Raw genomic sequence first — 13,660 nt, 5'->3', positions numbered from 1 at the left:
TTTATGCCTTATGGGCAGCCGCTTTCTTGGCCGCAACGGCAATGTTCTCATGCTTGAGGGTCATCGCCAGCAGAATGATGGAGAGCACGCAGGAGACGGTCAGCACCATGAAGCCGCCATCCCAACCGAAGTGGTCAACGGTATAACCCAGCATGGCGTTGGCTGCCACGGCGCCGCCCAGATAACCGAACAGACCGGTGAAACCTGCCGCAGTACCGGCTGCTTTCTTCGGTGCCAGCTCAAGAGCATAGAGGCCGATCAGCATGACAGGACCGTAGATCAGGAAGCCGATAGCCACCAGCGCCATCATGTCGATGGTCGGGTTGCCGGCCGGGTTGAACCAGTAAACCAGCACAGCCAGGGTCACCAGCACCATGAACAGGATACCGGCCGGGGCTCGGCGGCCCTGGAACATCTTGTCAGAAATCCAGCCACACAGCAGGGTGCCCGGAATACCGGCCCACTCGTAGAGGAAGTAAGCCCAGGAGGAGTTGTCGACGGTGAAGTGCTTGGCCTCTTTCAGGTAGGTTGGCGCCCAGTCCAGCACACCGTAACGAATGAGGTAAACGAAGGCGTTGGCGATCGCGATATACCACAGCAGTTTGTTGTGCAGCACGTACTTGACGAAGATCTCCTTGGCGGAGAACTCCTGCTCGTGGCTCTCGTTGTAATCCTTCGGATAGTCGTTCTTGTACTCCTCGATAGGAGGCAGACCGACCGATTGCGGGGTATCACGCATCACGAAGAAGGCGATCACTGCGATGGCGGCCGCCGCTGCCGCAGGCACATAGAAGGCACTGCGCCAGTCGTTGAACCAACCCATCCCGAGGATAAACAGCGGGCCAATCATGCCGCCACCCACGTTGTGCGCCACGTTCCAGACCGCAACCACTTCGCCGCGCTCTTTCTGTGACCACCAATGCACCATGGTGCGACCGCAGGGCGGCCAGCCCATGCCCTGTGCCCAACCGTTCAGGAACAACAGCACGAACATGATGGCAATGCTGGAGGTGGCCCAGTGCATGGTACCCATCATGAACATGATGGCAGCCGAGAGCAGCAGACCGGCGGAGAGGAAGTAACGGGCGTTGGAACGGTCAGAGACGTTCCCCATCAGAAATTTGGAGAGACCATAGGCAATGGAGACCCCGGAGAGCGCGAAACCGAGATCACCACGGGAAAAGCCCTGCTCGATCAGATAGGGCATCGCCAGACTGAAGTTTTTCCGTACTAGATAGTAGCCGGCGTAACCGAAGAAGATCCCGAAAAACACCTGCCAACGCATGCGTTTGTAGAAGGGGTCGACCTTGTCAGCCGGGAGCCTGTCGATGTGCGCCGCAGGCCTGAAGAGACTAAGCATGTTCTGCTTCCTTATTGTTGTTATGGGCGGTTGAGGATGCCCTGACCATTCCAACGAATCATGTGAGTCCACCGATTCGCAAGCGAGCCAATTGTGCTCATATGCGCTCATTTAATCTGTGATGCATGCTCAAATATTGCAGTTTTATTACAAATAAAAGCTCCAAATGAGAAATTGCTCAGCAAGCGCCAGCCCTTGTGTGGCAAGGGTTGCAAGCTACCCCCTAAGTGGTAACTAACTGTTATCAAGATGCTTTACGTCACATTTTCTTAGCAATGAGTGGGATCTTGTCCACATTTCCTATGGAGGGGGGATGGTGAAATTATTGGGAAGGGTTATTTTCTGTCACGACCGATAACGAGCGCAAACGAGCATAACGTTTGCGCAAGACGCAAAAACAACAAGGAAACGTTTTCGGCAGCAACGGATAGACACAAAAAGATAGAACGGAACATCAAACCTCTACGGGTGGATATAAGGAATAAAAGTATGAGCATACAAAGACCCAATACCCTGCTTGGCGAGTGCATCGCCGAGTTTATCGGAACCGGCCTGCTGATATTTTTCGGTGTCGGATGTGTGGCGGCACTGGTGCTGGCAGGCGCCAACTTCGGGCAGTGGGAAATTTCCATTACCTGGGGTCTGGGCGTGGCCATCGCCATCTATGTGACCGGCGGTATTTCAGGTGCCCACCTGAACCCGGCCGTCACCCTGGCGCTGATGACCTTCTGCGGTTTCGACAAGCGCAAGGTGGTGCCCTACATCATCGCCCAGATGGCCGGTGCCTTCTGCTTCGCCGCCCTTGTCTACTTCCTTTATGGTAACCTTTTCACCCAATGGGAAGTGACCCATAACGTGGTGCGCGGCAGTGTCGAGAGCCTCGGCACCGCCGGGATCTTCTCCACCTACCCCAATGCCCTGCTGACCAACATGCAAGCTTTTGCCGTCGAGCTGGTGATCACCGCCGTCCTGATGCTGGGCATCATGGCGCTGGGTGACAACAACAACGGCGCCCCCAAGGGTTTCGCTGCCGCCCTGCTGATCGGTATCCTGATCGCGGTGATCGGTGCCTCCCTTGGCCCGTTAACCGGTTTTGCCATGAACCCGGCCCGTGACTTTGGTCCGAAACTGTTCGCGTTCTTTGCTGGCTGGGGTGATGTTGCCCTGACCGGTGGTCGTGACAACCCCTACTTCTGGGTTCCGATCCTTGGCCCCATCGTTGGCGCCCAGATTGGTACCGCTCTGTATGTCAAAGTGCTGGCTCCCTGCGTCCCGGGCAACCGTGTCGTCACCACCGAGCAAGCGACCCAAACCGCCAAAGAAGAGGCTGCCGCATAAGAGCGGCCCCCTCCAACGTATAAAAACGTGGAAAATAGAAACGTGGAGAACATCATGTCTGCTGAAAAGAAATATGTCGTCGCTCTGGACCAGGGAACCACCTCTTCCCGCGCCATCGTGTTTGATCAGGATGCCAATATTGTCGGTACCTCCCAGCGCGAATTCACCCAGCACTACCCGAAAGCGGGCTGGGTAGAGCACGACCCGATGGAGATCTGGGCGACCCAATCCTCTGTCTTTACCGAAGTGCTGGCCAAGACTGGCCTTCGCAGCGAAGAGATCGCCGCCATCGGTATCACCAACCAGCGTGAAACCACAGTGGTATGGGAAAAGGCCACCGGCAAGCCCATCTACAACGCCATCGTCTGGCAGTGCCGCCGCACCGCCGCCATCTGCGAAGAGCTGAAAGCACGCGGTCTGGAAGAGTATGTTCGCGAGAACACCGGCCTGGTGCTGGATGCCTACTTCTCCGGTACCAAGGTGAAGTGGATCCTCGACAACGTGGAAGGTGCCCGCGAGAAAGCGATGAACGGCGAGCTGCTGTTTGGCACCATCGACACCTGGCTGGTCTGGAAGATGACCAATGGCGAAGTGCACGTCACCGACCCGACCAACGCCTCCCGTACCATGCTCTACAACATCCGCGAGCTGAAGTGGGACGAGAAGATGCTGGACGAGCTGGGCATCCCCATGTCCATGCTGCCGGAAGTGAAACCCTCTTCCGAAGTGTACGGCTACACCACCCGTGGTGGCGGCTCCCGCATCCCCATCGCCGGTATCGCCGGTGACCAGCAGTCTGCCCTGTTCGGCCAGCTCTGCTTTGAAAAAGGGATGGCCAAGAACACCTACGGCACCGGCTGCTTCATGCTGATGAACACCGGCACCGAGCCGGTTCGCTCCAGCAACGGCCTGCTGACTACCGTTGCCATCGGCCCGAAAGGGGAAGTGAACTACGCGCTGGAAGGTGCGGTGTTTATGGGCGGCGCCACCATCCAGTGGCTGCGTGACGAGCTGAAGATCATTCACGATGCCCGCGATACCGACTACTTCGCCTCCAAGGTGGGTGACACCAACGGCGTCTATCTGGTACCGGCCTTCGTCGGCCTAGGCGCGCCCTACTGGGATCCCTATGCTCGCGGCACCATGGTCGGCCTGACCCGTGGCGCCAACCGCAACCACATCATCCGTGCCGCGCTGGAATCCATCGCCTATCAGAGCCGCGATGTGCTGGATGCCATGCAGCAAGACTCCGGCATCAAGCTGGCTGCCCTCAAGGTAGACGGCGGCGCCGTGGCCAACGACTTCCTGATGCAGTTCCAGGCTGACATGATGCACACCCCGGTGGTACGTCCGACCCGCATCGAGACCACCGCCATGGGCGCTGCCTTCCTGGCGGGTCTGGCAGTCGGCTTCTGGAAGAGCTCCGACGAGCTGGAAGACAAGTTCAGCGTGGACCGCGAGTTCATCCCGCAGATGGACAGAGACGATCGCGCCAAGCGCTACAACGGCTGGAAAAAAGCGGTTGAGCGTTCACGCCGTTGGGCTGAAGAGGATTGATCAGGCTCCCGACATTCCGTTGAGATAAACACCAAGGAGGCCGACCATCACGTCGGCCTCTTTTTGTCTACCCCTTGCCGGCCCTCCCCTCCCGTTGCTCCCCCTGTTTTTATCTGGTGAATCTTGTTCTCACCAACCGTCACAACACAATTGAGTTCTCTATCTATAATCATCATCTGGGTCGCATATGCGGCCTTTCTTTATGGAGGAGAGAAATATGGAGAGGGCGATACACCGTTTTACACTGCACTCACTCTGGTCAGGGCTCGGGATCCGCACCCGGATCCTCTCCGGCGTAGCGATACTGATGGTTATCGCCATCAGTTGCATCACCCTGATCCTCGAGCAGATATCCCACACGCAGGCACAGCAGCGGGTCGAACGCTATGAGCTGCCAAGCAGTGTGGACCGCATTGCCAACCAGCTGACCGCCCAGCTGACCCAGCACCTGACCGAGGCGCAAGCGCTCGCCAGCAACAGCTTCGTCATCGACTGGCTGACCGCTGGCATGCCAGAAGCTGAGTGGCCCGAGATGGAGCGCTACTTTCAGGCTCTGCAACGACGTCTCGGCGGTAACGTCTTTATTGCCCCTCGCCAGACCAACACCTTGCTCAACTTCAGTGACGGCCCCACCGCCCAGAAAGCGCTGAGCGAGTCAGACCCGAAAGATGAGTGGTTTTACGGTTTTCTCCAGCGCAATCAACCTTACGAACTGAACCTCGACATCTCCGATTTCAACCAGCGTGCCTCCCTCTATATCAATACCGCCGTCACCCACGAGGGCAATACCCTGGCGGTGGCCGGTACCTCCATCGACATGAGCACCCTGAGCAAGCTCATCAGCAGCTATCGGATCGGCAAGAGCGGTCAGGTCTATCTGGCGGACATGGAAGGCAATATCGAGATCCACCCCGCACTGGAGCAAAAAGATGCCGCTCACCATCAACAATCCTTTCTCGATACCGTCAAACGGCTTATCCCCAAGGCTGGGGAACAGGTGGCAGTTGAGGCACTGACGCTGGAGGGAGAAACCTACCTTCTTGCTGTACGCTACATCCCCACCCTCAACCGGCTGCTGATTGGCGAGATCAACAGCGCCGAGTTGGAAGAGGGATTACATGAGTCACGCCAGCTCATCATCATGGTGTCGCTCGCCATCGGCACTCTGGCGATGCTGGCCTCCGCCTGGTTGGCTCACTCCATCAGTCGCCCGATTCGTCAGGCTGCCGATGGCATGCACCACATCACCGCCGATCGGGATCTGGCGACCCGCCTCGACTTCTCCGACGAGTCGGAGCTGGGCCAGATGGCCCAGAGCTTCAACCGGCTGATCCAGAGTCTTAACCAGAGCTTCTCCCGCTTCCAACAATCGGGGAGTGCCCTCTCCGCCCAATCCTCGCAAACCCTTCATCAGGCGCAGGCACTGGCGGGAGAAGCGTGCCAGCAGGCAAGGAGCATCCAAGAACTGACCAATGTAGTCGCTGCCATCGGCAGCAATGCCGAGCAGATCGCCAGCCGTTCCGAGGGGGTCAGCGACGTGACCCGGCGCATCGCTGACCACATGCTCAGTGTCGAACAGGATGTGATCCAGAGTGCCGATCGTCTCGATACTTTGCGCAGCAGCATCGGCACCTCGTCCGCGCTGCTTGAAGAGGTGGTCAGGGACAGCAACAACATCACCCAGATCATGAACCTCATCCGCGATGTCTCGAACCAGACCAACCTGCTGGCCCTCAATGCCGCTATCGAGGCTGCCCGGGCAGGGGATATGGGGCGGGGCTTTGCGGTGGTGGCCGACGAGGTGCGCCAACTGGCGGTGCGCACCCAGACCGCCACCAAGGATGTGCAGGATCTTATCTTGCGTCTGCAGGAGGGTACCCGGCAGGCCAGCAGCTCGATGGCAGGCTCCCACACCCTGAGCGAAGAGGGCTATAGCCGGATGCATCAAGCTAGAGAGGTGCTGGTCGATACCACCAGCCAAATTAACCAGACAGCAAGGGAACTCAACGAAATCAGCGCGCTGGCACAAGCTCAGGATCAACAGATGGGGCAAGCCAGAGCTGCGCTTGACGAGCTCGCCATGGTGGCCGAGCATCAGCGTGAACACGCAGAGGAGAGCAATGCCGCCAGCCGCGAACTGTTCGAATTGGCCAAAGCCATCGACGAGCAGATCCGCCAATACCGGATTGGCTAGGCCCGGCGCTTCCCCCTCCTCTTCTCAATAACCAAGACGCCACCTCAGGGTGGCGTTTTCATTTTGCAAATCATTTTGCCTGCGCTCTCGAAACGGGAATGACGAGCAAGAGCACAACACATTGATTATTAACATGAAAAAATGTGGAACAGCCATTGCTTAGTGATATCAGACTCAACAGAGGGATATCGCCATGAAACCCACCACCACTCAAGCGCCCGTAGCTCACGTCGCCACTCAAAAAGAGACCCTGACCCCCCGCGAAGGCACCTTCCTGATGATGGTGGCCCAACTGGTGGTGCTCACCAGCATCGTACTGGCCGCCACCGTCGGCGGCCTCTCCTGGCAGTGGACCCTGCTGCTGGCCATTCCGCCGGTGATCGGCGGCGCCTTGCTCAGCAGGGTATGGGGCAAACTACCCCGCTAACTGCGCTTCACCTCACACACCTTCCCGAACCGGTAGCCAACTCTCAAGTCGGCCGTATGTGTATCTGCCGCCTGGCTAATGCTGATTGACCGCAACGAAGGCGCACTTGTTCTTCAATCAGCAAACCGCAGCGACGAACCGTTCAAACAAACCGCACAAACCAACCTGCACTAAAGGGTATGGTTGCCCAGCTGCTCTTTGAGAAAATCGAGCCAGACCCGCAGCCGGATATCCCGCTGGGCATCGGAGTAGAAGACCGCATTGATGGGGCGCGAGGCGCCACTGTTGCTGCGGGCCAGCACCTCCACCAGCGCGCCGCTCTCCCGATCCGGCCCGGTCATGAAATCCGACAGACAGACGATCCCCTGCCCCGCCAGCGCCAGCTGACGCAAGGTTTCACCGCTGCTGGCACGCAGGCTGGGGGTGATGGCAAAACGATCCCCCTGCTCGGCACTTAGCAGCGGCCAGTGGTTGAGGTGATCGGGATGCAAAAAGCCGAGCAGCTCGTGACCGCTCAGCAGATCCGCCGGTTGGCGCGGGGTGCCGCGCTCGCTCAAATAAGCGGGAGAGGCCAGCAGCCGCAGCCGCGAACGGCCCAGCGGCAGCGCGCGCAGGGAGGAGTCGGTCAGCTCGCCGATGCGGATAGCCATGTCCACCCGCCGCTCCATCAGATTGATAAAGCCCTCCGAGCTGTGCAGCTGTAGCTCGATGGCGGGGTAGCGGTGGCGAAACTCGCCGATGAGCGGCACCAGCCGGTGCAGAATAAAGGGGGTAGCGGCATCGACTCTCAACACCCCTTCGGGTTGTTCCCGGCGCATCAGCAGATGCCCCTCCGCCTCGCTCATCTCGGTCAGGATCTTCACCGCCCGCTGATAGAACCAGCTCCCCTCCTCGGTCAGGCTGACACGGCGGGTGGTGCGATTGAGCAACACGGTGGAGAGCTTCTCCTCCAGCCGCTTGATGCCACGGCTCACCACCGAGTTATCCATGCCGAGGTTCTCCGCCGCTTGGCGAAAACTGCCCGCCTCCACCACCGCCACAAACAGGGTCAGTTCATCAGAATGGGTCTTCATTGCTGTTATCCGGACAAGAGTAATGAGTCTTTATAGGCGTAGCTGCTGTGGATTGGCAAGCGTGCGGTGAGGCCAGTTCTTTTTTTCTACAGAGAAAGAACGTGACCACGAGCCCACATCATGCTCGCGATTTGTCAGTACAATGCAGCCTAAAAAGCACCGTATGGCACCTTTAATTTCACAAGGATGAATAACATGACATTTGAAGAACGGCTGGCCGCCGCCCATCAGGAGCTGGCTAACAAGGGGGTATGGCATGCCAACTACAATCCCCCCTTGTTCTGGTTGTTGCGCCAACTGGGTTGGTCTGTCAAACCGCCTCAGTACGAGGGCTGGCTAACCAACTTTCTGGTATTTGGCATCGGCCTTGGCCTGATCTGGAGCATTCTGTTGTGGTTTTTCAGCTGGCAACCCATGGGGATGGATCTGCTATTTGCTCTACGTCAAACCGCCATTTTTGCGGGATTAATCGGCCTCATTATGGCGAGTGTCCTCTGGCTACGGCACAAGCAGCTTACACTGACCCCGTGGGAACAACTTGCTGAGCCCAGCGATGCTGATGATGAGGGAGACGAACTGAATGAAAGCCCATGAAAAACTGAACTATGTGGAGTTTGCTGCGCGAGATCTTGCCGCTACCAAGGCATTCTTTCAGGCCGTATTTGGCTGGCAATTTGTCGATTACGGCCCCGACTACTGCGCCTTTGCCGATGAGGGGCTGGATGGCGGCTTCTATCGGGCGGATCAGTGCAACCTGACAGATCAGGGCGGCGCCCTGCTGGTCTTCTACAGCGCAGATATTGAAGCGACCCAAGCCAAGGTGAGCCAACACGGAGGCATCATCAACCGCCCTCTTTTCGATTTTCCCGGTGGCCGTCGTTTCCACTTCGTTGAGCCCAGCGGCAATGAGTTTGCCGTCTGGGCTGAACCGGCTTGTGCGTGATGGGTTAGTGGGAGAAGCATCCACACGATGCGCCCCAACAATATCCATAATCAGCCGTGATCTCTTACAAATATCTAAAAATACTAATTAATAACTTGTTTTGTGATCTTGCCGATGCAATTCTTTGGAAACAATGAAGTATCATCGACATTCAATGCTAATGTTTGTTATTAGCATGATGCTGCTCTTGTATATATGTTTTTCATATCCATACATTGAATACCAACCATACAATATTTAAATACCGTTTTATCTGGAAGGGATTATGTCAAAAGCAATTCAAGGATTTGAATACGCAATAAAGGATGCTGAAGAGTTATTAGCCCATTTTGATAGTGTAAATGCAAACCCACCTCCACCAAACAGCGAAGTACTAAAACGAGCAGGACTTGTAATGGCACTCACTGCATGGGAAACCTATGTAGAAGATCGTGTTGTCGAAGAAATGCATAAAAAGCTTGCGATTGTTCAAGGTAGCTATCTTGGTGATTTTATATTAAAAAAACTTCATACAGATTTGAAAACATTCCACAACCCTAGCTCCGATAAAACAAAACGAATTTTTCAAGACTATTTAGGGTTTGATGTCACTGAAGGGTGGCGGTGGTCAAATTACGAGCCAGATAAAGCCAGATCAACATTGAATCAATGGATTAAGAAGCGTGGGGATGCAGCCCATCGATCAAAACCTATAAACTCAGGAATTCCATCAGCTCATTTGATTAAACGTGACGAACTTGAAAAAGTAATCAGATTTATAAAAGACTTGGTGAAGGCCACCGACAACTATGTCAATGAAAAGATAGATCAGCACCATGCTTCTGTTTTTGAGAGACAGCATCAGATATCAAGCTAAACAACTGAAAAAAAAGTGCTGTATCTTGGCTATTCCATAATAACTACGCAAGTCTATACAGCTCTAACTATCACTTGACACCGACTTTGTCGGTGTCATTTATCGGATCCCATTGCTGCTCTCCCCTCAATACTGTTTTGCAACCAGCGCCCTGTTTCCAGCAAGTCACGGCAGGCATACTGACCCTTCGTTTTTGCCAAGGAGGTTCAGATGTCATCACCCGTGATTGTGATTGCCCAGCTTGAAGCCAGACCCGAATTCGCCGAGCAGTTTCGTGCCGCCCTTGAGCCGCTGATTGCGGCCACCTTGCAGGAGGCTGGCTGCCAGCGCTACCAGCTGCATCAGGATTTGGACAATCCCCACAGCTGGATGCTCTACGAGGTGTGGGAGAGCGATGCGGCCCTCAGTGCCCATCAGGGTCAGCCTCACTTTACCGAGTTTGTCGCCAAGGCCGAGCCCTGGTTTGCCAGTAGCACCATTCGCCGCTATCAGCCGCTGGACGCCTGATCCGCTGCGCCACTGAGCGCCCTTCGCAACCCGTTTGAGGAGTAGCATGATGAAGATGCCCAACCTGGGTCTTGGAACCTTTCGCCTGACCGGTCAACCCCTGCGCGACTCTCTGTTGCAGGGGCTGGAACTTGGCTACCGCCATATCGATACCGCCCAGATCTACGCCAACGAAGCCGAAGTGGGCCAGCTGATGCGCGAGAGCGGCGTGCCCCGTCAGGATATCTATCTGACCACCAAGGTGTGGACCAGCGAGTTTGGCCCGGGCAAGCTGATCCCGAGCCTTGAGGTGAGCCTCGAAAAACTGGGCACCGACTATCTGGATCTGGTGCTGATCCACTGGCCCTCCCCCAAGGATGAGGTGCCTATGGCGGTCTATCTGGAGCAGCTGGCCGAGGCCAAAGCACAAGGCCTGACCCGCGAGATCGGAGTCTCCAACTTCACCGTGGCCCAGCTCAAACAGGCTATCGAGATTTTGGGGCCGGGGGCCATCGCCCACCAGCAGATCGAGGTTCATCCCCTGCTGCAAAACCGCAAGGTGGTGGAGTTCTGCAAAGCCCAGGGTATCGCCGTCACCGCCTATATGCCGCTCGCCTATGGCAAGGTGCTGAGCGAGCCGCTGCTGATGGATATTGGCAAACGCCACGGGGTATCGGCGGCGCAGGTGTCGCTAGCCTGGCTGCTGGCGCAGGAGATGACGGTGATCCCGAGCTCCACCAAGCGGGAGAATCAGGCCGCCAATCTGGCCGCTCTCGATATCACCTTGAGCAGCGAGGAGATGGCCGCCATCGCCACGCTGGATCGGGGCGAGCGCTGCGCCAACCCGGACTTTGCGCCAGATTGGGATTAAGCGGGAAGGGAAGCATGGGCTCTCTCGCTTCGACGGCGGATACCGGCAACCCTCACAAACCTATTGCAACCACTCGCTATCCCCTCTCCCGATGGGAGAGGGTCAGGGTGAGGGGCAAGCGATGGCCCCCTCATCCCCAACCCTTCTCCCACAAGGGGAGAAGGGTGCAAATAACGCTCTGACGACATTCTAAGCACCCGCGGGAGGTATCATGCCTCCCGCTTTTTTGTCTCCAATACCGCGCGCCACTGTCGCCCGTTCAACTGCGCGCTCCAACCCTGCCATCTTTCCCTTGTCCGCTTTCTCTCCCCCACCTTCATTGTTACCCGCTCGGTCGGCACGCCTTGCCTCTGCGTGCTTTGCCTTTGCAGCTGCAACCACTCCCACTATCCCATTTCGCGGCATCATTGCTGCTGATTTGGCAAAAGTAATTTGATGGTGCCGTCATTTTTGCCAACAAACTGTCTCGGCATACTGGCGCCATTCTCCCGTCGGGAGTCCCTAACCAAGGAGTTGTTATGCCACTGGCGTTATTTGCCCTTACCTTAAGTGCCTTTGCGATCGGCACCACCGAATTTGTTATCGTGGGGCTTATCCCCACCATAGCCGAGCAGCTAAATGTCTCGCTCCCCTCGGCGGGCCTGTTGGTCAGCCTCTATGCCCTTGGGGTTGCCATCGGCGCCCCCGTGCTCACGGCGCTCACCGGCAAGGTGCCGCGCAAGTGGCTGCTGGTGGGGCTGATGGCGCTCTTTACCGCCGGCAACCTGCTGGCCTGGCAGGCCCCCGGTTACGAGAGCCTGATCGTGGCCCGCATCCTGACCGGATTGGCGCACGGGGTCTTCTTCTCGGTGGGCAGTACCATTGCCACCGGCTTGGTCGCCAAAGAGAAGGCGGCGAGCGCCATCGCCATCATGTTCAGCGGCCTTACCGTGGCGCTGGTGACCGGCGTACCGCTTGGCACCTGGATTGGTCAGGTCTTTGGCTGGCGGGAAACTTTTCTGGTGGTAAGCCTGCTGGGTCTGGTCGCCATGGTGGGCAGCCTGCTGCTGATCCCGAGCAACCTGCCCAAGGGGGCGGCCTCGACCATCCGCGAGCAACTCTCGGTACTGACCAAGAAGCCGCTGCTGCTGGTCTACGCCAAAACCGCCCTCGGTTATGGCGGCGCCTTCACGGCTTTTACCTTCCTCGCCCCGATCCTGCAGCAGGTGAGCGGCTTTAGCGCCGGTGCGGTGAGCCTGATCCTGCTGGTGTACGGGGTATCGGTTGCCGTCGGCAATATCTGGGGCGGCAAGCTGGCCGACAAGATGGGCCCCCTGCCCGCCCTCAAGCTGCTGTTTGCCGGTCTGGCGCTGGTGCTGCTGACCCTCACCTTCACCGCCCCCCATCCGGTGCTGGCGGTGCTCACCGTGTTGGTGTGGGGCGCCTTTGCCTTCGGCAACGTGCCGGGTCTGCAGGTGCTGGTGGTCAAACAGGCCGAACTGCACACCCCCAAGGCGGTGGATGTGGCATCTGGCCTCAATATTGCCGCCTTCAACGTCGGCATTGCGCTCGGCTCCGTGGTCGGTGGCTTGGTGGTGGAGCACCTCGGTCTGATGCACACCCCCTGGATCGGCGCCCTTATCGTGCTGCTGGCCTACGGGCTGACTCATGTCAGCGAGCGCCGCGAAGCCCTTCGGCTCGCCGCCTGTCAGGCATAAGCTGCGCCAGCAGTCGTCACGCAAGACTGTGGCGCCTGCTGCAATCGGCGTGGCAGGCTTCTATGCTGTGATACAGCGTCAACCCGGCAACCATTTCAGCAACTGTTTCAGTAACTTTTTCAGCAACCAAGCCTGTCACCCTCGCATCATTAGCCACGGAGTCTGTTATGAAGGTGCTTATTGTCTATGCCCATCCCGAACCCAAAAGCTTCAACGGTGCCCTCTTCTGTCACGCCATCAGGGCGCTGGAGCAGGCGGGCCACACCGTGATGACCAGCGATCTCTATGCCATGGGCTTTGATCCCGTCTCGGATCGGCGCAACTTCACCGCCGCCAGCGATCCCGATTTTCTCAAGCTGCAGCTTGAAGAGCTGGCGGCCACCGAGCAGGGCAGCTTTGCCCCGCAGCTGGAGCAGGAGATGCAAAAGCTGGAGGCGGCCGATCTGCTGATCTTCCAGTTCCCGCTCTGGTGGTTTGGCCTGCCCGCCATTCTCAAGGGGTGGGTGGATCGGGTCTTTGCCATGGGGCGAGTCTACGGTCAGGGCCATATCTACGAGAGCGGCAAGTTTCGCGGCAAGCGGGCACTGCTGAGCCTGACCACCGGCGGCCCTGCCGAGACCTATCTGCCCGACGGCTTCAATGGCGATATCGACGGGGTACTGCGCCCCATCCAGCGCGGGATCCTGCAATTCGTCGGCTTCGACGTGCTGCGCCCCCATATCTGCTATGCCCCGGTGCGAGTCTCGCAAGAAGAGCGGGAGGCCTGGCTTGCCCAATGGGCCGAACGCCTTGGCCAGATTGAGCAGGAGTCCCCCATCGCGGTCGGCCGCTACCAGTAACGGCTGACGCAACCGATCC

At 57.6% G+C, this 13,660-nt stretch carries 13 protein-coding genes; 11 read left to right on the top strand and 2 right to left on the bottom strand.

All coding sequences use genetic code 11. The annotated features are described in order from the left end of the window. Position 1: 1 nt before the first annotated feature. The gene (glpT, locus tag ACTG2G_RS18870) at positions 2–1,360 is read right to left on the bottom strand and encodes a glycerol-3-phosphate transporter (protein ID WP_005337540.1); all 1,359 of its coding nucleotides are present in this window, start codon (positions 1,358–1,360) and stop codon (positions 2–4) included. A 489-nt stretch (positions 1,361–1,849) separates the two neighbouring features. Between glpT and ACTG2G_RS18865 the strand changes: the two genes are divergently transcribed. The 4 genes from ACTG2G_RS18865 to ACTG2G_RS18850 all read left to right on the top strand — a co-directional run bounded on the left by ACTG2G_RS18865 (position 1,850) and on the right by ACTG2G_RS18850 (position 6,876). Then, positions 1,850–2,698: an MIP/aquaporin family protein gene (locus tag ACTG2G_RS18865; RefSeq protein WP_005350866.1), complete on the top strand. Its 849-nt coding sequence runs from the start codon at positions 1,850–1,852 to the stop codon at positions 2,696–2,698. Positions 2,699–2,752: 54 nt separating this feature from the next. After that, on the top strand, positions 2,753–4,255 hold the full coding sequence (gene glpK / locus ACTG2G_RS18860; protein ID WP_204477386.1) for a glycerol kinase GlpK: 1,503 nt from the start codon (positions 2,753–2,755) through the stop codon (positions 4,253–4,255). A 217-nt stretch (positions 4,256–4,472) separates the two neighbouring features. Continuing rightward, the gene (locus ACTG2G_RS18855; protein WP_439985748.1) at positions 4,473–6,449 is read left to right on the top strand and encodes a methyl-accepting chemotaxis protein; all 1,977 of its coding nucleotides are present in this window, start codon (positions 4,473–4,475) and stop codon (positions 6,447–6,449) included. Between the two features lie 193 nt (positions 6,450–6,642). Then, the gene (locus tag ACTG2G_RS18850) at positions 6,643–6,876 is read left to right on the top strand and encodes a hypothetical protein (protein ID WP_421249557.1); all 234 of its coding nucleotides are present in this window, start codon (positions 6,643–6,645) and stop codon (positions 6,874–6,876) included. 170 nt (positions 6,877–7,046) lie between these two features. Here the strand turns inward: ACTG2G_RS18850 and ACTG2G_RS18845 are convergent, their stop codons facing one another. After that, entirely contained in the window at positions 7,047–7,949 is a 903-nt protein-coding gene (locus tag ACTG2G_RS18845; RefSeq protein ID WP_421313036.1) for a LysR substrate-binding domain-containing protein, read from the bottom strand. Between the two features lie 195 nt (positions 7,950–8,144). On the opposite strand from ACTG2G_RS18845, the gene ACTG2G_RS18840 reads away from it, so the two are divergent. The 7 genes from ACTG2G_RS18840 to ACTG2G_RS18810 all read left to right on the top strand — a co-directional run bounded on the left by ACTG2G_RS18840 (position 8,145) and on the right by ACTG2G_RS18810 (position 13,641). Beyond that, positions 8,145–8,543, top strand: a complete 399-nt coding sequence (locus ACTG2G_RS18840) for a DUF6404 family protein (protein WP_421313037.1) — start codon at positions 8,145–8,147, stop codon at positions 8,541–8,543. Then, the gene (locus ACTG2G_RS18835; protein ID WP_227342406.1) at positions 8,530–8,892 is read left to right on the top strand and encodes a VOC family protein; all 363 of its coding nucleotides are present in this window, start codon (positions 8,530–8,532) and stop codon (positions 8,890–8,892) included. Before ACTG2G_RS18840 ends, ACTG2G_RS18835 begins: the two co-directional genes overlap by 14 nt. 265 nt (positions 8,893–9,157) lie before the next feature. After that, positions 9,158–9,748, top strand: a complete 591-nt coding sequence (locus ACTG2G_RS18830) for a HEPN domain-containing protein (RefSeq protein ID WP_082044030.1) — start codon at positions 9,158–9,160, stop codon at positions 9,746–9,748. 210 nt (positions 9,749–9,958) lie between these two features. Beyond that, the gene (locus ACTG2G_RS18825; RefSeq protein ID WP_439985747.1) at positions 9,959–10,255 is read left to right on the top strand and encodes a putative quinol monooxygenase; all 297 of its coding nucleotides are present in this window, start codon (positions 9,959–9,961) and stop codon (positions 10,253–10,255) included. 46 nt (positions 10,256–10,301) lie between these two features. Then, positions 10,302–11,105, top strand: coding sequence for a 2,5-didehydrogluconate reductase DkgB (gene dkgB, locus ACTG2G_RS18820; protein WP_439985746.1), 804 nt, complete (start codon positions 10,302–10,304; stop codon positions 11,103–11,105). 518 nt (positions 11,106–11,623) lie between these two features. Continuing rightward, a complete protein-coding gene (locus ACTG2G_RS18815; protein WP_005347056.1) occupies positions 11,624–12,802 on the top strand; it encodes an MFS transporter in 1,179 nt (392 codons plus the stop codon). 167 nt (positions 12,803–12,969) lie between these two features. Further along, positions 12,970–13,641, top strand: a complete 672-nt coding sequence (locus ACTG2G_RS18810; RefSeq protein WP_005359664.1) for an NAD(P)H-dependent oxidoreductase — start codon at positions 12,970–12,972, stop codon at positions 13,639–13,641. Positions 13,642–13,660: the final 19 nt, after the last annotated feature.

This window comes from Aeromonas sp. 55A, assembly GCF_051919665.1.
Lineage (GTDB): Bacteria > Pseudomonadota > Gammaproteobacteria > Enterobacterales > Aeromonadaceae > Aeromonas > Aeromonas veronii.
This window is presented reverse-complemented; position numbering and strand designations above follow the sequence as displayed.